This window comes from Kitasatospora sp. GP30, from assembly GCF_029892145.1.
Classification (GTDB): domain Bacteria; phylum Actinomycetota; class Actinomycetes; order Streptomycetales; family Streptomycetaceae; genus Kitasatospora; species Kitasatospora acidiphila.
In genome coordinates, this window is sequence record NZ_JARZAH010000012.1 from 1 (window position 1) to 16,517 (window position 16,517).

A 16,517-nucleotide genomic window follows, 5' to 3' on the forward strand; every position below is an offset into this window, starting at 1 on the left:
GGGGGCCCCCCCCGCCCGGCGGCGCCGGGGGGGGGGGGGGCGCCCCCGGGGGGCGGGGGGGGCCGGGGGGGGGCCCCCGGGGCCCCGCCCGGCGGTCCGGACCGCCGGGCGGGGCCCCGCAGCCGGAGTGAGCAGCGCCGTTCCGGTTCGCCGACCTGCCAGAGAGCGGTGATTCCTCAGAGAATCATTAAAAACCGGGCCGCAACACACCGTTCGACGGCGGATGATGGAGAGATGATCTCGATCCTGTTCGCCGTGCTGACCGCCGTGAGCAACGGCACCGCCTCGGTGCTGCAGCGCCGAGCCGCCGCCACCGCGCCGGAGGAAGACGCCCTGCGCTTCCAGCTGCTGCGCGATCTGCTGCGCCGACCGGTCTGGTTGGGCGGGATCGCGATGAGCATAGTGGCGGCCGTCTGCCAGGCGGTGGCGCTCGCCACCGGCCCGATCGCGATCGTCCAGCCGATCTTCGTGATCGAGTTGCCGTTCACCCTGGTGCTCGGTGGTCTGCTGTTCCACGGCTCGCGGTTCTCGCGGCACGTCTGGCTGGCGATAGCCGCGGTGGCCGTCGGGCTGGCGCTCTTCCTGATGGCGGCCGCACCCAGCGGCGGCAACGCCTCGGTCTCGCCCGGCTCCTGGCCCGTGGCGCTGCTGGCCACCGGGCTGTTCCTGGTCGTCACGCTCGGCATCGGGCTCAAAGTGCACGGCAACGCCCGGGCAGCCGCCCTCGGCCTGGCGGCGGCCTGCGGATATGCGTTGACCGCGGCGCTGATGAAGGACGCGATGGCCCGCCTGGACCATGGCGCCGGCGCGCTGTTCACCGGGTGGCAGATCTATGCGACGGCGGCGATGGGCGTGGGCTCGCTCTTCGTGCTGCAGAACGCGCTGCAGGCCGGGTCGTTGGCCGCCTCGCAGCCGATGCTCAGCATCGGTGACGCGCTGATCAGTACCAGCTACGGTGTGACGCTCTTCGCTGAGACGCTGCGCACCGGCTGGTGGCTGGTCCCGCAGGTGCTCGCGATGGGCGTGGTGCTGGCCGGCTGCATCGGCCTGTCCCGCTCCCCGCTGGCCGACGGGATGGCCGAAAACCCTAGCGAGCGGGGGGTGCCGGCGGCCGTCTGAGACGCGAGCGGGGTGCCGGCCGCCGTCTGAGCCTGACGGCCTGAAGGACCCGGCGGTTCCGTCAGGCGAGCCGGAACTCCGCGGTGTCGCCGACCGCCGTGTGCAGCCGCACCCGGGTGCCGACCGGAATCACCTCGTAGCGGCTCGCGGTCACCACGGCGGTGATGGTCAGCCCCTCGTCCAGGGTGATCGCGCAGTTCTGCCGGATCCGGTGCTCCAGCACCTGGGAGCGGGCCACCGCGCCGATCCGGCGCACCACGCCCTCGCCAGTGCTGCACAGCTCCGCCATGTCGGTGGATCCGCACACCGGGCAGAGCAGCCGGTAGTGCTCGGTGGGCGAGCTGCACCAGCGGCACTGGCGGTAGTGGAGCACGGTCTCGTCGTCGACGGGGGCTTCGGGGGTGAGCGTCTGCTGCACGGGTCGTTCCCTCCAATTCAGCCAGTGTGCGGAGACCTTATGGCACTGAGTGCCAGTGCGCAAGGCACTGAGTGCCCCTCCCGCCCCGTCGAAAGGGAGGCTGTCACCGGAGACGCCCGATCGCGTACAGTCCGTGAGGTCGACGGTCCGTCAGAACCCGCCCGCAGCGGCCGAACAGGAGCACCCCGTGGCCACCGAAACCGGCGCCCCGCCGAACACCCCTGTGCCCGAGCTGGATCCCGCCGAGATCGCCCGCTGGCAGACCGGCGGCGGGGAGTTGGTGGAGCTGCTGACGCTGGCCCGGGAGCAGGTCGGCGGCCTGGCCGCGGTCCGGCTCGGCGGCGCCAGGCCCACCGTGCTGGTCACCGAACCGCGCGCCGTCCAGCATGTGCTGGCCCAGCACCCGGACCGCTACGTCAAGCGCTCGCACCGCGCCCGACTGCTGATCGGTGACGGCGTGCTGTCCGCGACCGGTGACGCCTGGAAGAGCCAACGACGGCTGCTGCAGTCGCAGTTCACCGGCCAGGGGATGCGCCGCTACGAGCAGCGGATCGCCGAGGCGGCCCGGGTGACCGCCGCCCGCTGGGCCGGCTACGCCCGTACCGGCCAGGAGTTGGACCTCGCCACCGAGATGCGCCACTTCGCCCTGGACACCATCTGGCGCTCACTCACCGGGTTCGAGCTGGACGCCACCACCGAGGCCGAGTTGGAGCTGGTGGGGACCGTGGTGGCGGCGCTGCCGCAACTGCCCGACGACTCCGTCAAGGCCCACGAGGCGGTGGCCGCCTTCCTGGAGCGGATCGACGCGATCGCCCACCGCGCCATCGACACCGCCCGCACCCAGCCGCCCGGCCCCGACGGCCCCGGCCTGCTCCAGGTGCTGCTGGAGGCCTCGGCGGAACGGCCGGAGTACACCGACCAGCTGATCCGGGACGAGCTGGTCACCCTGCTGCTGGCCGGGCATGAGACCACCGCCACCACACTGACCTGGCTCTACCTGCTGCTCGACCGCCATCCCGAGGCCCGCGAGCAGGCGCTGTCGGCCGGTCCCGCCGGCTCGCCGGAACGCCGGGAGGCCATCCAGGCCCTGGTCCACGAGACGCTGCGGCTCTACCCGTCCGCGTGGATCCTGCCGCGCTGGACCGCCGCGGCCGACACCGTGGCGGGCTTCGCCGTCGAGGCCGACACCGATCTGCTGGTCTGCCCGTACCTCACCCACCGCGACCCGGTCCGCTGGCCGGAGCCCGAGCGGTTCGACCCCACCCGGTTCACCCGCCCCGGCGGCCGCCCGACCGAGCACGGCGCCTATCTGCCGTTCGGCCTCGGCCCGCGCGCCTGCCTCGGCATGCAGTTCGCGCTGCGCGAGTCGGTGGCGCTACTCGAAGAGCTGCTCCCCGCCTACACCGTGGCGTTCCGCAGCACGCCGCCCCGCGCCGCCTACAGCATCACCGTCCGCCCCGACGGCCCGACCCCGGCGGTCGTCACGGCCGCCGCCGACTTCGGAGGATGACGATCCGCCATGGCACAGCAGTTCGGCACCTACCAGGACGAGATCTACCTCGCGGCGCTCGGCGGGGTGCTGCCCAGCCTGCCGATGACGTTCGCCGAGTGGGAGGACCGGGCCCAGGGCACGCTGTCCGCCTCGCTGTTCTCCTATGTGGCCGGCGGGGCCGGTGACGAGTCCACCCAGCGGGCCAACACCGCCGCCTTCCAGCGCTGGGGTCTGATACCCCGCATGCTGGTCGGCGCGACCCAGCGGCAGCTGTCCGTCGAACTGTTCGGGCACACCCTGCCGTCGCCGCTCTTCATGGCCCCGGTCGGGGTGGTCGGACTGTGCGCCCAGGACGGGCACGGCGACCTGGCCACCGCGCGGGCCGCCGCCCGCACCGGGGTGCCGATGGTCGCCTCCACGCTGACCGTCGATCCCCTGGAGCAGGTGGCCGCCGAGTTCGGCGACACCCCGGGGTTCTTCCAGCTCTACACGCCCACCGACCGGGAGTTGGCGGCCAGCCTGGTGCACCGGGCCGAAGCGGCCGGCTTCCGGGGCATCGTGGTCACCCTGGACACCTGGGTCACCGGGTGGCGGCCGCGCGACCTGTCGACCGGCAACTTCCCGCAGCTGCGCGGCCACTGCCTGGCCAACTACTTCTCCGACCCGGTGTTCCGCTCCCGGCTCGCCAAGGCTCCCCAGGAGGATCCGGGCGCTGCGATCCTCACCTGGGCCCAGCTCTTCCGCAACGCCCTGACCTGGGACGACCTGCCCTGGCTGCGCTCACTCACCGACCTGCCGCTGATCCTCAAGGGCCTGTGCCATCCCGGGGACGTGCGCCGGGCCAGGGACGCCGGGGTGGACGGCATCTACTGCTCCAACCACGGCGGTCGCCAAGCCAACGGCGGCCTGGCCGCGCTCGACCTGCTGCCGGCCGTGGTCGAGGCGGCGGACGGCCTGCCGGTGCTCTTCGATTCGGGCGTGCGCAGCGGCACGGACGCGGTCAAGGCACTGGCCCTGGGCGCCACCGCGGTGGGTGTCGGCCGCCCGTACGTCTACGGGCTGGCTCTGGCGGGCACCGACGGCGTCGTGCACGTGCTGCGCTCGCTGCTCGCCGAGGCCGACCTGCTGATGGCGGTGGACGGCTACCCGACGCTGGACTCGCTGCGCGCCGAGGGTGCACTGCGGCGGATCTGACGATCCATCAGAGTTCCACCAGCAGGGCCGGGTTGACCCGCCCCACGATCACCGCCACGTCCACGCTCCCGGCGGCCGGCCAGAGCACCCGGCGGGCCGCCCGGTACTTGGCGGCGAGCCGTTCGCGATCGGGAGCGGACAGGTCGGCGGCGCGCTCGGGCAGTGAGTTGTGGGCGTTGTCGGCGATCTTGACCAGGGTGGCCCGCGGCTTGCCGGCGATCGACCGGATCATCTCCTCGTAGGAGACCCCCGGCTGTTTGGTCACGGCCACCACGGTGTCCACCACCACTGTCGGTACCCCGGCCGCCCGCAGGCCCTCGGCGGTCCAGTCGGTGTCCTCCAGCACATCGTGCAGCAGCCCGGCCATCTGCGCGTGCGGCCCGAACGAGGCCAGCGCGTCCCCGACGGCGCGGACGTGCTTGATGTAGGGGACGCCGATCTTGTCCAGCTGACCGGCATGCGCCCGCTCGGCGAGCGCGTCGACGTCGGCAACCGTGAGTGTCATGGGGGCTCTCCCGGGTCGGCCCAGTCGGCAGTCAAGCGGCCCGGTCGCTCGGTCGAACTCCCGGTACCTCGACTGTAGGTGGGGCCCCAGACGAGGGACAGCAGTCTATCGGCCTCGCACGGACAGCAGTTCGGCGGCCGTCGCCAGCTTGACCCGGGGCCGGCCGCCGGCCGCACCGCGCTCGCGCTCCAGCCGGTCGATCGCCCGCAGCTCGCGCAGACCGGTGGCCTCGGGGCAGCGGCGGCGGACCAGGCGGTCGAAGTCGGCCGCGCTGCCGGGTGGCGGCGGGAGCAGCCCGGCGGCCGCGTCGTCGAGCAGCGCGTCCACCGTCTCCTGGGCGCATGCGCGGTTGGCACCGATCCCGCCGGTCGGGCCGCGCTTGACCCAGCCCGCGACATAACTCCCGGGCGCCACCCGCCCGTTGCGGTTGGGCACCGTCCCGGTGGCCTCGTCGAAGGGCAGTTCGGGCAGCGGCGCGCCGCGGAAGCCGATCGCCCGCACCACCAGCCCGGCGGGGACCAGCCCGCCGGACGCCAACCGCACCCCCTCGACGCGGTCCCGACCGAAGAACTCGGCGGGCCGCTCCAGGAACCGCAGCACGATCCGGCGGCCGGCCGGCGGGGGCCGAGTCCAGTCCACCGCCTCGACCGGCAGCCCGTCCAGCAGCGCCGACTTGCCCTCAGCCACCTCGGGAAGCGCTTCATCCGAGGCCACCACCACGGCGATGCCCGGGAGTTGACGCAGCGCGAGGAACTCCGGTGCGGTGTAGGCGGCGTCGGCCGGGCCGCGCCGGGCCAGCAGCACCACCTCGCGCACCGAGCTGCCGCGCAGGGCGGCCAGGGCGTGGTCGGCGATGTCGGTGCCGGCCAGCCGCTCCGGGTCCGAGAGCAGCACCCGGGCGATGTCCAGTGCGACATTGCCGTTGCCGACCACCACCGCGCGCTCGGCGCTGAGGTCGACGGCGACGGCCGGCACGTCCGGGTCGGCGTTGTACCAGCCGACCACCGTGCCGGCGCCCAGCACCCCGGGCAACTCCTCGCCGGGGACGTCGAGTCGGCGGTCCGCGGTGGCTCCCACCGCGTAGACCACGGCGTGGTGGTGGGCGGCCAGGTCCGCAGCGGAGAGGTCGCGCCCGATCTCGACGTTGAGGTGCAGGCGCAGCCGCGGGTTCCGGTAGAGCTGGGCGAAGCTGTCGCCGATCCGCTTGGTGGCCTGGTGGTCGGGGGCCACGCCGTGCCGGAGCAGCCCGCCGGCCATCGGCTGCCGGTCGATCATGGTGACCTCGGCGCCGGCGGTGCGCAGCAACTCCTGTGCGGTGTAGGCGGCGGCGGGACCGGTGCCGACCACGGCCACCCGCAGGGTGCCGAGGTCGGCCGGGACGCTGCGCGGGAACTCCGGCTTGCCCCAAGCGTGGGTGTTCGGATTGTCCTGGTAGTACTGGCGGTTGACCTCGCCGTAGCGGGCCAGCGAGCCGGCCAGCCGATCCACCGGGAAGATCGCGTCCACCGGGCAGGCGTCGGCGCAGGCGCCGCAGTCGATGCAGGCGGCCGGGTCGATGTAGAGCAGGTCGGTGTGCCCGAAGTCCGGCTCCTCGGGGGTGGGGTGGATGCAGTTGACCGGGCAGACCGAGATGCAGGTCGCGTCGGTGCAGCAGTTCTGGGTGATCGCGTAGGCCATGGGGGCGGTGGTCCTCGGGTCCGTCCGGCAGCAGTGGCGTTTCGAAGTGACGAACCGTCAGATCATGTGCAGCTTCTGGTAGATCCGCACCGCCGGGCGGGTCAGCAGGCCCGCCTCGCCGAGGAAGTGGATCAGGTGGGCGGAGCTGGTGCGCATCATCGCCTTGCGGTGCGGATTGGCCCTGACCTCGGCGACCGCCCGCTCGACGTTGAGCCCCGCGGCCGCGTAGACCTGCTTGTTGACCATGCTGGAGAGGATCACGGCGGCGGCGATCGCGGTGCCCAGCGCGCAGTTGTGGCGGCGCACCGGTCCGGCGCCGCGCAGCCGTTCGCGGATCTCCTGGCGGGCGAACTTCATGTGCCGGGACTCCTCGACCACATGGATCCGCGAGGCGCCCCGGACGATCGGCAGCACGTCCTCGCCGCGCATCCAGTCGCGTTGCATCACGTCGAGCACTTCTTCGGCCACCAGGATGCCGCCGTAGGCGAGTTCACCGGCGGCCAGGGTCTTGAAGGCGCGCGCGGCCTCGGCGACCGGCCGGTTCGGTATGTAGGCCGGCGCGCCCATCTTCTCGCAGGCGCGGGCGAACATGATGGAGTGGCGGCACTCGTCGGCGATCTCGGTGAGGGCGAACCGGAACTCGGCGGTGGCGTGGTTCTTGAGGTACTGGTCGCGCAGCACCATCTGCTGGAGGATCATCTCGAACCAGATGCCGGTGCTCATGATCGAGCAGACCTCGTGCCTGGTCAGGGTGATCCGCTGCTCATGAGTCATCTCCCGCCACAGCCGGGTGCCGTAGAGGGTGCTCCACTCGGGATTGAGTCCGTAGTGGTCGGGCGAGAGCGGGGCGTCCCAGTCGATCTCCACGGCCGGGTCGTAGGAGAGTTGCGCGGCCGAGTCCAGCAGCCGCTGCGAGACGTCCTCGTCGGCAGTTGTGTGGCCGAGTCTGCCTGTCGCCGTTCCGGTCGTCGCCATGACCGCCCTCCGCATGCCTTCACCGTGCGAACACCTTCACCATTCCTTATTAGACGCAAGGTACAATAAGAACCCGGTCCCGGCCAGACCCCCGCATGACACAAAAACGCATGACACAAAAGCGACAGCGGGGCCGCGCCTCCAGCGCCGCGCCCGCTCCCCCGGCTAGCGTGAGGGCCACCGCCGCCGAGGACGAAGGCAGATGTCCGCGCTCACCCTGCTCCCCGACCAGCTGCGCGAACTGCTGCGCCCGCTTCCGCCCGACCAGGCCCGGCAGTTGATCGACCAGCCGCCGATGCTGGCCGAACTGACGAAGCGTCAGTCATTCGACGAAGGCTGGGTGTTCGAGCGCAAGCTGGACGGCATCCGGGCACTGGCCCTGCGCCTCGACGACCGGGTGTGGCTGCGCTCCCGGACCGGCAAGCCGCTGAACGACTCCTACCCCGAAATCGTCGCCGCCCTGCTGGCCCAGCCGTGCCGGGCCTTCGTGGTGGACGGCGAGATCACCGCGATGCGCGGCGACCGCACCGACTTCGCCCTGCTGCAGCAGCGGATGGGCCTCACCGAGGTGCGCGCCATCGCCCGCACCGGGGTGGCCGTGGTGCTCCACCTCTTCGACCTGCTCTGGCTGGACGGCACCGACACCACCCGGCTGCCGCTGCGCTGCCGCAAGACCCTGCTGCGCCAGGCCGTCGAGTTCACCGAACCGCTCCGCTACACCCCGCACCAGGCCGGCGACGCCGCCACGCTGCTCGCCGAGGCCTGCGCGCAGCACTGGGAGGGGCTGATCGCCAAACGCGCCGAGGGCCGGTACCGGTCAGGGCGCGGCGACGGCTGGCTGAAACTCAAGTGCCTGCGGGCCCAGGAGTTCGTGGTCGGCGCCTTCACCGAACCGGCCGGCGGCGGCCGCTCCGGCTTCGGCGCCCTGCTGCTCGGCTACCAGCAGGGCGGCGCACTGCGCTACGCGGGCAAGGTCGGCACCGGCTTCAACCGCCGCACCCTGGAGGCGCTGCGGACCTACTTCGACGCCACCACCCGGCCCGAGTCGCCGTTCCAGCCGGCGCCGCGCGAACCGCGGGTGCACTGGGTCGAACCGCTGCTGGTGGTGCAGGTCGCCTTCACCGAGTGGACCAAGGCCGGCCTGCTGCGCCAGCCGCGCTACCTGGGCGTGCGGGACGACAAGAAGCCCACCGAGGTGATCCGCGAGGAGCCGGCCGAGTGACAGGGGCGTGACCGCCACCGGGCACGGACGTTGCACCAGGCGGTACTTCCCACGAACCCCGGAGGCCCCGATGCGCACCGCCGCCCGCCCGACCACCGCCGCCAGCCTGCTGGCCACCGCCCTGCTGGCGGCGATCGGCCCGGCCGCCGCCGCAACCGCCGACCCGATGCCGTCCAAGCAGGGCCACCCCTACAGCATCCCGGTGGGCGGCATCACCGACCTCGGCGACCTGACCAAGCTGGCCGACCTGGGCACCGACCTCACCGGGCCGCTAGGTCACTGACGTACCGTCAGCTACCGCTGCTCGCACCGCTGTCCTCGTGGTGGTGGATGTGCAGCTCCCCGTGCTGCCCGCTGTAGAGCGTGCCGTGGTCGCGGGCGATGTTGTGCTGGCCGGGATCGGCGGCCGGGGTTGACGCGCCGTCGGTCTTCGGCGGCGCCGGGTTGGTCACCTCGACCTGGTTGTCCCCGCCCACCACCACCGGGCCGGTGGCATCACCGCCGATCCGGACGTTGTACTGGTCACCGGAACGGGCGGGAGGCCGGCAGATCGCCGTCGCGGCACGGCTTGAGCACAACGCCCAACTGGTGCGGGACGCACCCGACCCCGAGGAGGTCCGGGAGGCCCTGTTCGCCTGCTGGTCGGGGGAGTTGGCGGCCGTCCTGGGTCAGGATCCGACCGCCCGGGGTGAACTCGCCCGGCTGGTGACCGGTTTCGGAGGCGAGCGGCGGGCAGTCGCCTCCGAACAGACCAACACGGCGCATGGTTCCGGCACCGTGTTCGCCGTCCAGCACGGCAACCAGCAGGTGTATCCGCCGCCGGACGCCCGATCCTGAGACGGCGGCCGGGGCGATCCTGCGCAGCTCCGCCATTCGGGCGCATGATCCGCCCGGCCCCGGCGATCTGCGGGCCCGGGCGGGCGGGTGCGGCCATGCTGGAACGGACCACCCGGGCGGCGAAGTGAGGGCGAGCATGACGATGGCGAGCGCCAGGCTGCTGATCGACGGCTTCGAACGCGTCCAGGAGGCGGTGACCGAGGTGCTGGACGGCCTCACTCCCGAGCAGCTGTCCTGGCGGGGTCCCGACGGCCACACCAACTCCATCGGCTGGCTGGTCTGGCACCTCAGCCGGGTCCAGGACGTCCAGGTGTCCGACGCCGCCGAGCTGCCCGAGGTGTGGCGGGCCCAGGACTGGCAGCGCAGGTTCGCTCTGCCGTACCGGGCCGAGGCCACCGGCTACGGCGCCTCCAGCGCCCAGGTGGGCAAGTTCTCCGCCACCGCCGAGCAGTTGGCCGGCTACTACGAGGCGACCCATCTGCAGACCGTGGACTACCTCGGCAGGCTGCACGAGCGCGACTACGCGCGGGTCGTGGACGCGATGTGGGAGCCGCCGGTGACCTTGGGCGTCCGGCTGATCAGCACCCTGGCCGACGACCTCCAGCACGTCGGCCAGGCCGCCCTGGTGCGCGGCTGCCTGGCCCGCAGCTGAGCGGGACGATACCGGCCGCGGCGGGTCACGGTGAGCGGATCGCTAGGATCGCCGGCATGCCTGACGCGCCCTCGGTCTTCGCGGACTACCAGCCCGAACCGCACTCCCGCCCGGACGCGGCCGAGCCGACGCTCGCCGAGGCCACCGCGGCCGATGTGGCCGGTCTCGCCGAGCTCCAGACGAGCGCGCGGGGCGGCCTGGTCGCCGAGTGGGCAGCCCGGATCGGCCGCGCGGTCGGCCGCGAGCGGAACGCGGTGGTGGTGGCCCGGGTGGGGCAGGAGCTCGCGGGCTACGCCACGGCGGCGCACCTGGCCGAGCACCCCGATGACCACGCACCGGCCGGCTACTACCTGGTGGGCGTGACGGTCGCCACGGGCTGGCGCCGACGCGGGATCGGGACGGCGCTCACCCGCTGGCGGATGGACTGGGCCTGGCAGCACGACCCGGACGTCTGGTGCTTCGTCTCCGCGGCGAACCCGGCGTCGATCGACATGCACCTGGAGCTGGGCTTCACCGAGCTCCGCCGCGGCCCGCAGTTCCAGGGCATCACCTTCAGCGGCCAGGAAGGCGTGCTGCTGCGGGCCCGGCGATCGGCCTGATCCGGCAGACCAGTCCGATCACGGCGCATCCGGCCTGATCCAGCACGACCGCCCCGATCCGGTGCGCTACCCCAGGCCCGGGAGCAGGTTCCCGGTGGTGCTGGTGGTCGGCTGCTGGCCGCCGGCCGCCTGCTGGTGGTGACCGAGCAGTTCGTCCAGCTGCAGGGGCAGCAGGTGGCTGCCCGTGAAGTTCGGGGTGGTGCCGTCGCCGATCGACTCGGCGGCATGGGCACTGGGCGCGGCCAGGGAGGCGGCGACGCCGACGGCGAGCGAGGTGACGGCAAGCATGCAGCGCTTCTTCATGCCTGGTTAAACGCGCGACCGGCGCAGAGGATGCGCACATATTTGCTCCACAAGGCTCTCACCAATTCCGTCGGCAGATTCTTGAACGCGCACCCTCATGAACGGCGGAATCTCGCATTCCGCCGCCACCCCCTCCCCACATCGCCACCGAAGACCGCCCTCACCCTGCGGAATCTCCTCCAGGCTCCCCGTGACGGTCATTACCAGTCACCGGCCAAACACGCCAACGGCCCACCCTCACACAGTTTTCACGGTATTGACCTTGGCGCCGCCCGGCTCGGTCGGCAGAATCTGTCGAGTTCATGCCGCAGACCGGCAGCTCACGGGGGGCTTCGACCGGGTCAGGAGAACCGCACTGTGAAGTTCCGCTCCCTCCAGCGCGACGGCGAAGTTGCCACGGCAACTCCGCCGACCGTCGAGTGGACCGCCGCCGGGCCACAACTACCCGAACCGGGCCAGCTACTGACGCGTCGTCAGGTAGCTCTGATCCGGTCGGTCCGGGAGGCGGTGGAGCCGTGCGCGGCCGATCTGCCGCGGTTCTTCTACGCGACCCTGTTCGAGCGCTACCCCGACGTCCGCGATCTCTTCCCCGCCCAACTGGATGTGCAGCAGGACCGGTTGCTGCGTGCGCTGCTCCTGATCGTCGAGCTCGTCGACGACCCGCAGCACCTGGCGGAGTTCTGCGCCAACCTGGGCCGCGACCACCGCAAGTTCGGTACCGTCACCGAGCACTACGCCGCGGTCGGCGAATGCCTGCTCGCCACCCTGGAGCACTTCGCCGGACCGGCCTGGACCCCGGAGGCGGCCGCCGCCTGGGTCGCCGCCTACAACACCGCTGCCCAGGTCATGGACTCGGCCGCCATCGAGGACGCCCAGCACCGGCCCGCCGTCTGGCACGCCACGGTGGTCGGCCACCGCCGCCGGGCCGGCGACCTCGCCGAGATCACCGTCCGGACCGACCAGCCCTACCCGTACACCGGTGGGCAGTTCATCAGCATGGACACCCCCTGGTGGCCCAAGACCTGGCGCTACTACTCCCCCGCCAACGCGCCGCGCCCCGACGGCACCATCACCTTCCAGGTGCGCGCGGTCACCGGCGGCCGGGTCAGCAACGCCCTGGTGCGGCGCGCCACGGTCGGCGACATGGTCAGACTCGGGCCGCCGCTCGGCGAGTTGCGAATAGATCCCACGGTGCCGCACAAGGTGGTCTGCGTGGCCGGCGGCACCGGCCTGGCCCCGATCCGGGCACTGGTCGAGCAGGCGGTGCTGGACGGCTCGCAGCGTCCGATCGACCTGTTCGTGGGCGCCCGCACCCTGGAGGAGCTCTACGACCTCGACGACCTCTACCAGCTCGCCCAGCGCCACCCCTGGATCGCGGTGCGCGCCGCGGTGGCCGACGAGCAGACCGCCGACAGCGGTGATCAGCTGCTCACCGCCCTTGCCCAGAACGGACCCTGGCTGCACCACGACGCCTACCTGGCCGGCCCGGCCTCGATGATCGTCAGCGTCGCCCGGCTGCTGCGGCGCGGCGGCATGCCGCTGGAGCGCCTCTACCACGACCCGTTCGTCTCCCTCGACGAGGTGGACCAGCCGTGACCCGTCCCGGCATCGACGCGGAGCTTGCTTTCGGCTCGGCCGGCGAGCACCAGCTGCAGCAGCACATGGGCACCGCGGAGCGCGCCGCCCAGTTCTACGAGCGGCAGGTGCGGCCCTGCCTGACCCAGCAGATGCGGGAGTTCATCGCCCGCCAGACCATGGTGTTCATCGCCACCGCCGACGGCAACGGCCACTGCGACGCCAGCTTCCGGGGCGGCCCGGCCGGGTTCGTGCAGGTGCTGGACGACCACACCCTCGCCTACCCCGAGTACCGGGGCAACGGGGTGATGGCGAGCGCCGGGAACATGACCGAGAATCCCCATCTCGGCCTGCTCTTCGTGGACTTCAGCGGCGACCGGATCGGCCTGCACGTCAACGGCACGGCGCACCTGCGCCCCGACGACGCGCTGCGCATCGCCTATCCGCAGCTGCCGCAGGAGACCGCCCCCGGCCGTCGTGCGGAGTTCTGGGTGCACCTGTCCGTGGACGAGGCCTACATCCACTGCTCCAAGCACATCCCGCATCTGCTGCCCGCACCGCACGGCACCAAGCTGCGCTCCCAACGCCCCAAGGATCCGGACTACTTCACCGGTTCCGCGGTGGTCCCGCAGCCGCCGGCCCCGGAGCCGACCCAGCCCGCTCCCGAGCCGATGCCGTTCGCCGTACCCGGTGCCGAGGCGCCGCTGTACGAACCCGCCACCGAGGCACCGGACGCCCCGGGCCGCTCCCAGGTGCCGCTGCAGCGCACCCCGTCCTGGGCCCGCCGCCCGGCCGTCGCCGCTCGCGACGGCTGGCGCGGGTTGCGCGGGCGGTAGGCCGGATCCGCGGACGCTGGGGCCGGATCCGCGCTCGGCGCCAGGTCAGGCGGCAGGCCGGAGTCGAGCTCACCGTCGGCCAGCCGGCAAGCCGGAGTCGAGCCGCGGCTCAGAGCCCCGGCAGCGCGTCCTGGTCGACGTCGTGCCGCCGCACCGGGTCGACCCCCGGGCGGCAGCCGGGGCCGTAGCGCAGCAGGCGGGACTCCGGGTCGTGCAGCGGCCGACCGCAGGCGCGGCAGGTGACGCGGGTGGCGAGCCGCTCCGGCTCCTCGACGTCCTCGACGGGCAGCAGCGGCGCGGGGTCGGGTCGGCTCGTCATGGCGGCGAGCCTACCCCGGCCCACCGTCACGGCCTGCGGCTCAGCTCACCCCCACCGCCTACCGGTGCCCGGCTCTCCAGGTCGCTGCCAGGGCGCGGCGGCATCCCGAGCAGCAGCGCCAGCCCGAGCAGCACATAGGAGTTGCCACCGAGCACCCCGCCGATCCCGTCGGCGCGGAACCGCCAGAGCCAGACCAGTCCGCTGGTCAGCAGGAAGCACCCGCCGGCCGCGGCGGCCAGCAGCCGCGCTCGGCGGCCCCGGTCGGTGGCGGACCAGCCGGCGTCGGCGAGCACCAGCAGGGCGGGGATCATCCAGACCAGGTGGTGCACCCAGCTGATCGGGCTGACCAGGCAGCAGGTGATTCCGGTGAGCGCGAAGCCGGACCGCTGGTCCCCGGCCCGCGCCGCCTCCCGGGAGCGGCGCGCCCAGAGCGCCAGCACCAGGACCACCAGCAGCAGCCAGACCGGCCGTGCTCCGGCCCCCGGGACCAGGCGGCTCGTCATGCCCAGCAGCGACTGGTTGGAGATGTACGAGACCGAGCCGACCCGGTCGGTGTTCCAGAGCGCCGAGGTCCAGAAGTACCGGGACTGCCCGGGAGCGGCGAGGAAGCCGAGCAGGGTGGCGGCCAGCGCCGTGCCGGTGGCGGTCAGCGCGGCCCGCCGCCGGCCGGTCATCAGCAGGAGGACGATGAACAGGCCCGGGGTCAGCTTGACCGCGGTGGCCAGCCCGGTTCCGACACCGGCGAACCGCCCGCTCCCGCACACCAGTTGGCGGTAGTCGGCGAAGACCAGGGCCATCAGCAGCAGGTTGATCTGGCCGAAGCTGAAGGTGTCCCGCACGGGGTTGAGGATCGCGAACAGGCAGCCCAGCAGCCCGAGGGCGTACCAGCGCTGCCAGCCGAGCCGGCGGGCGATCGGGTCGACCAGCCAGTGGAGCAGGGCCAGCACTGCCAGCACGCTGAGCCCGACGTCGACCGTCACCGCACCGGGCCAGTGCAGCAGGGTCACCGGCACCATGCAGAGGGCCGCGAACGGCGGGTAGGTGAATCCGTAGCTGGTGCCGGGCCGCTGGTAGTCGTAGATCCGGCCGCCGTGCAGCCACTGACGCACCGTCTCGTAGTAGATGTCGGCGTCGAACCAGCCGCGGTGGCCCGGGATCACGACCAGGAACGCGGTGCAGGCCGCGACCACCAGCAGCAGCACCACGGCTCGGGTCGGCGTGCCACCGCGCGCCCACACCCGGCCGGCCCCACTCATCGCACCCTCCCCAGGCCTTCGGCCGGGGTGACCTCCATCAGCCGCTCGACCGGCCGCCCGTTCGGCGCCGCGACCGGTAGCGCCGCCGGGGCCAGCCACAGCCCGGCCAGCACCGTGACCGCCCCCAGCGCCCCACCGGCCACCGCGATGGCAACCGCATGCGGGCCCGGCGTGAAGCCGTCCGGCGCGACCGCCAGCGCCAGCAGCCCGCAGACCACCGGCGCCCAGCGCCGCACCCGCCCGTCCGGTGCCGCCGCCGCGATCAGCACCCCGCCCCAGAGCGCGTACCACGGCCGGATCGCCGGCCCCAGCGCGACCACGGCCAGCAACGCCAGCCCCACCGCATACACCGCATTCACCTCTCGGCGGCGAACTCGCCTGATGAGCAACATAATTGACGCGACGGCAGCCGCCAGGCCGAGCCACCGCCAGAACGTGAGCACCGCGGCGAGCAGACCGCCCGCGCCGCCGAAGGCCGGGAGGGGATCGAAGAGCGCGGCCAGCAGCCAGCCGCAGAGCCGGCCGAGCGCGCTGGTCAGTGACCAGCTCCCGGCCGAAACCGGCACCGCCAGCGCGTGCACCCAGCCGTAGCCGGTCCCGGTCAGCGCGGTGACGGCCGCCGTGGTCAGCCCGGCCACGGCGGCGGTCGCGAGTGCCGCGCGGCCCAGCCCGGCCCGTCCGGTCAAGCGCTGTCCCCAGAGCAGCGCCACCGCCACCAGGCCGAGCGCGGCCGGCAGCTTGATCAGCGCGGCCAGCGTGACCAGCACGGTGGCCAGGAGCGGCCGTTGGCCGCGCACCGCCAGCAGTCCGGCTGCCAGCAGGGCGAGCAGCAGCGCGTCATTGTGGGCACCGGAGACCAGGTGGAAGAGGACCAGCGGGTTAAGCAGGCCCAGCCAGAGCGCGGCGGCGGGCGGCACCGAGCAGGCCCGGGCCAGCCGGGGCAGCACCAGCGCGAGCAGGCCGAGACCGACCAGCGCGACCAGCCGCAGCAGCAGCACCCCGGCGCTCACCGCGCTGCCGGCGAGATGGGTCACCACGTCGGCGAGCCCGAGGAAGACCGGCCCGTAGGGTGCCGGGGTGTCCCGCCAGAGCCCGGGCACCTGGGCGGCCAGCGGCCCGCCGAGCACCGCCGGGCCGTGGGTGTAGGCGTTGACGCCCGCACCGACCAGGGCGCCCTGAGCCAGGTAGCTGTAGACGTCCCGGCTGAACAGCGGCGGGCCGAGCAGCAGCGGCGCCGCCCAGTACAGCAGGGTGCGCAACAGCCAGGCCGGGCTGGGCGGTTCGGGACCGCGCACGGCTCGGCCGAGCAGCAGCCAGGCCGCGATCAGCAGCACCATGCCGAACCAGGCCAGGAACACCCCGGGCCCGGTCGGCGGATGCGGCCGCCCGAACAGCACGGCTCCGGCCCCGAGCCCGCCCAGCGCGAGCACCAGCGAACCGGCCGCGCCGAGCCGCCGGCAGTGCGACGCAGCGGCGCTGACCCCCCAGTTCGGCATGCCCGGAACGCTGCTGCGGCCGGCTGGCCAGCAGACGACGGC

General features: G+C 73.1%; 18 protein-coding genes and 1 pseudogene. 10 read left to right on the top strand and 9 right to left on the bottom strand.

Annotation, left to right across the window (positions count from 1 at the left end):
• The first annotated feature begins 234 nt into the window (after positions 1-234).
• The gene (locus P3T35_RS18975; RefSeq protein WP_101378803.1) at positions 235-1,119 is read left to right on the top strand and encodes a DMT family transporter; all 885 of its coding nucleotides are present in this window, start codon (positions 235-237) and stop codon (positions 1,117-1,119) included.
• Between the two features lie 61 nt (positions 1,120-1,180).
• Here P3T35_RS18975 and P3T35_RS18980 read toward each other — a convergent pair whose 3' ends face one another.
• Positions 1,181-1,537, bottom strand: coding sequence for a hypothetical protein (locus P3T35_RS18980; RefSeq protein ID WP_101378804.1), 357 nt, complete (start codon positions 1,535-1,537; stop codon positions 1,181-1,183).
• Positions 1,538-1,724: 187 nt separating this feature from the next.
• Between P3T35_RS18980 and P3T35_RS18985 the strand changes: the two genes are divergently transcribed.
• Positions 1,725-3,047, top strand: a complete 1,323-nt coding sequence (locus tag P3T35_RS18985; protein WP_280706947.1) for a cytochrome P450 — start codon at positions 1,725-1,727, stop codon at positions 3,045-3,047.
• Between the two features lie 9 nt (positions 3,048-3,056).
• On the top strand, positions 3,057-4,223 hold the full coding sequence (locus P3T35_RS18990) for an alpha-hydroxy-acid oxidizing protein (RefSeq protein WP_101378805.1): 1,167 nt from the start codon (positions 3,057-3,059) through the stop codon (positions 4,221-4,223).
• 7 nt (positions 4,224-4,230) lie between these two features.
• On the opposite strand, the gene P3T35_RS18995 is transcribed toward P3T35_RS18990, so the two are convergent.
• From P3T35_RS18995 to P3T35_RS19005, 3 genes are all read right to left on the bottom strand, one after another.
• The gene (locus P3T35_RS18995) at positions 4,231-4,728 is read right to left on the bottom strand and encodes an HD domain-containing protein (RefSeq protein ID WP_101378806.1); all 498 of its coding nucleotides are present in this window, start codon (positions 4,726-4,728) and stop codon (positions 4,231-4,233) included.
• A gap of 105 nt (positions 4,729-4,833) precedes the next feature.
• Positions 4,834-6,405, bottom strand: a complete 1,572-nt coding sequence (locus tag P3T35_RS19000; protein WP_101378807.1) for an FAD-dependent oxidoreductase — start codon at positions 6,403-6,405, stop codon at positions 4,834-4,836.
• Between the two features lie 57 nt (positions 6,406-6,462).
• Positions 6,463-7,380 (bottom strand): diiron oxygenase, encoded by a 918-nt coding sequence (locus P3T35_RS19005; protein WP_101378808.1) that lies wholly within the window; start codon positions 7,378-7,380, stop codon positions 6,463-6,465.
• Positions 7,381-7,582: 202 nt separating this feature from the next.
• Here P3T35_RS19005 and ligD point away from each other — a divergent pair, with 202 nt between their 5' ends.
• Together ligD and P3T35_RS19015 are read left to right on the top strand one after the other, a co-directional pair.
• Positions 7,583-8,602, top strand: coding sequence for a non-homologous end-joining DNA ligase (gene ligD / locus P3T35_RS19010; RefSeq protein ID WP_101378809.1), 1,020 nt, complete (start codon positions 7,583-7,585; stop codon positions 8,600-8,602).
• 70 nt (positions 8,603-8,672) lie between these two features.
• Complete coding sequence (locus P3T35_RS19015; RefSeq protein WP_101378810.1) at positions 8,673-8,885, top strand: hypothetical protein; 213 nt, start codon at positions 8,673-8,675, stop codon at positions 8,883-8,885.
• Positions 8,886-8,892: 7 nt separating this feature from the next.
• On the opposite strand, the gene P3T35_RS19020 is transcribed toward P3T35_RS19015, so the two are convergent.
• Complete coding sequence (locus P3T35_RS19020) at positions 8,893-9,180, bottom strand: hypothetical protein (protein WP_280706953.1); 288 nt, start codon at positions 9,178-9,180, stop codon at positions 8,893-8,895.
• Positions 9,181-9,190: 10 nt separating this feature from the next.
• Between P3T35_RS19020 and P3T35_RS19025 the strand changes: the two genes are divergently transcribed.
• The 3 genes from P3T35_RS19025 (at position 9,191) to P3T35_RS19035 (ending at position 10,690) form a co-directional block, all read left to right on the top strand.
• Positions 9,191-9,439 carry a hypothetical protein gene (locus P3T35_RS19025; protein WP_101378811.1) on the top strand — a complete coding sequence of 83 codons (249 nt, stop codon included), beginning with the start codon at positions 9,191-9,193 and terminating at the stop codon, positions 9,437-9,439.
• A 136-nt stretch (positions 9,440-9,575) separates the two neighbouring features.
• Positions 9,576-10,091, top strand: a complete 516-nt coding sequence (locus P3T35_RS19030; RefSeq protein ID WP_348533421.1) for a DUF664 domain-containing protein — start codon at positions 9,576-9,578, stop codon at positions 10,089-10,091.
• Between the two features lie 56 nt (positions 10,092-10,147).
• On the top strand, positions 10,148-10,690 hold the full coding sequence (locus P3T35_RS19035) for a GNAT family N-acetyltransferase (RefSeq protein ID WP_101378812.1): 543 nt from the start codon (positions 10,148-10,150) through the stop codon (positions 10,688-10,690).
• Positions 10,691-10,756: 66 nt separating this feature from the next.
• Here P3T35_RS19035 and P3T35_RS19040 read toward each other — a convergent pair whose 3' ends face one another.
• Positions 10,757-10,978, bottom strand: coding sequence for a hypothetical protein (locus P3T35_RS19040; RefSeq protein WP_143676723.1), 222 nt, complete (start codon positions 10,976-10,978; stop codon positions 10,757-10,759).
• 372 nt (positions 10,979-11,350) lie between these two features.
• Between P3T35_RS19040 and P3T35_RS19045 the strand changes: the two genes are divergently transcribed.
• Positions 11,351-12,589, top strand: a complete 1,239-nt coding sequence (locus P3T35_RS19045) for a globin domain-containing protein (RefSeq protein WP_180356305.1) — start codon at positions 11,351-11,353, stop codon at positions 12,587-12,589.
• A 65-nt stretch (positions 12,590-12,654) separates the two neighbouring features.
• A pseudogene (locus P3T35_RS19050) lies at positions 12,655-13,176 on the top strand (pyridoxamine 5'-phosphate oxidase family protein); the annotation flags it as partial.
• Between the two features lie 337 nt (positions 13,177-13,513).
• Here P3T35_RS19050 and P3T35_RS19055 read toward each other — a convergent pair.
• Genes P3T35_RS19055 through mptB form a run of 3 tightly spaced genes read right to left on the bottom strand, consistent with a single transcriptional unit; the run spans position 13,514 to position 16,475 of the window.
• On the bottom strand, positions 13,514-13,723 hold the full coding sequence (locus tag P3T35_RS19055; protein WP_101378814.1) for a DUF6011 domain-containing protein: 210 nt from the start codon (positions 13,721-13,723) through the stop codon (positions 13,514-13,516).
• A 26-nt stretch (positions 13,724-13,749) separates the two neighbouring features.
• Positions 13,750-14,979 carry a glycosyltransferase 87 family protein gene (locus P3T35_RS19060; protein WP_101378815.1) on the bottom strand — a complete coding sequence of 410 codons (1,230 nt, stop codon included), beginning with the start codon at positions 14,977-14,979 and terminating at the stop codon, positions 13,750-13,752.
• Complete coding sequence (gene mptB / locus P3T35_RS19065; protein ID WP_180356306.1) at positions 14,976-16,475, bottom strand: polyprenol phosphomannose-dependent alpha 1,6 mannosyltransferase MptB; 1,500 nt, start codon at positions 16,473-16,475, stop codon at positions 14,976-14,978. Before mptB ends, P3T35_RS19060 begins: the two co-directional genes overlap by 4 nt.
• Positions 16,476-16,517: the final 42 nt, after the last annotated feature.

Coding starts and splice junctions, on each gene's coding strand:
- P3T35_RS18995 (WP_101378806.1), bottom strand. CDS start 4,728: ATGACACTCACGGTTGCCGACGTCGACGCGCTCGCCGAGCGGGCGCAT.
- P3T35_RS19060 (WP_101378815.1), bottom strand. CDS start 14,979: ATGAGTGGGGCCGGCCGGGTGTGGGCGCGCGGTGGCACGCCGACCCGA.
- P3T35_RS19035 (WP_101378812.1), top strand. CDS start 10,148: ATGCCTGACGCGCCCTCGGTCTTCGCGGACTACCAGCCCGAACCGCAC.
- mptB (WP_180356306.1), bottom strand. CDS start 16,475: ATGCCGAACTGGGGGGTCAGCGCCGCTGCGTCGCACTGCCGGCGGCTC.
- ligD (WP_101378809.1), top strand. CDS start 7,583: ATGTCCGCGCTCACCCTGCTCCCCGACCAGCTGCGCGAACTGCTGCGC.
- P3T35_RS19055 (WP_101378814.1), bottom strand. CDS start 13,723: ATGACGAGCCGACCCGACCCCGCGCCGCTGCTGCCCGTCGAGGACGTC.
- P3T35_RS18990 (WP_101378805.1), top strand. CDS start 3,057: ATGGCACAGCAGTTCGGCACCTACCAGGACGAGATCTACCTCGCGGCG.
- P3T35_RS19005 (WP_101378808.1), bottom strand. CDS start 7,380: ATGGCGACGACCGGAACGGCGACAGGCAGACTCGGCCACACAACTGCC.
- P3T35_RS19030 (WP_348533421.1), top strand. CDS start 9,576: ATGACGATGGCGAGCGCCAGGCTGCTGATCGACGGCTTCGAACGCGTC.
- P3T35_RS19040 (WP_143676723.1), bottom strand. CDS start 10,978: ATGCTTGCCGTCACCTCGCTCGCCGTCGGCGTCGCCGCCTCCCTGGCC.
- P3T35_RS19015 (WP_101378810.1), top strand. CDS start 8,673: ATGCGCACCGCCGCCCGCCCGACCACCGCCGCCAGCCTGCTGGCCACC.
- P3T35_RS19000 (WP_101378807.1), bottom strand. CDS start 6,405: ATGGCCTACGCGATCACCCAGAACTGCTGCACCGACGCGACCTGCATC.
- P3T35_RS18975 (WP_101378803.1), top strand. CDS start 235: ATGATCTCGATCCTGTTCGCCGTGCTGACCGCCGTGAGCAACGGCACC.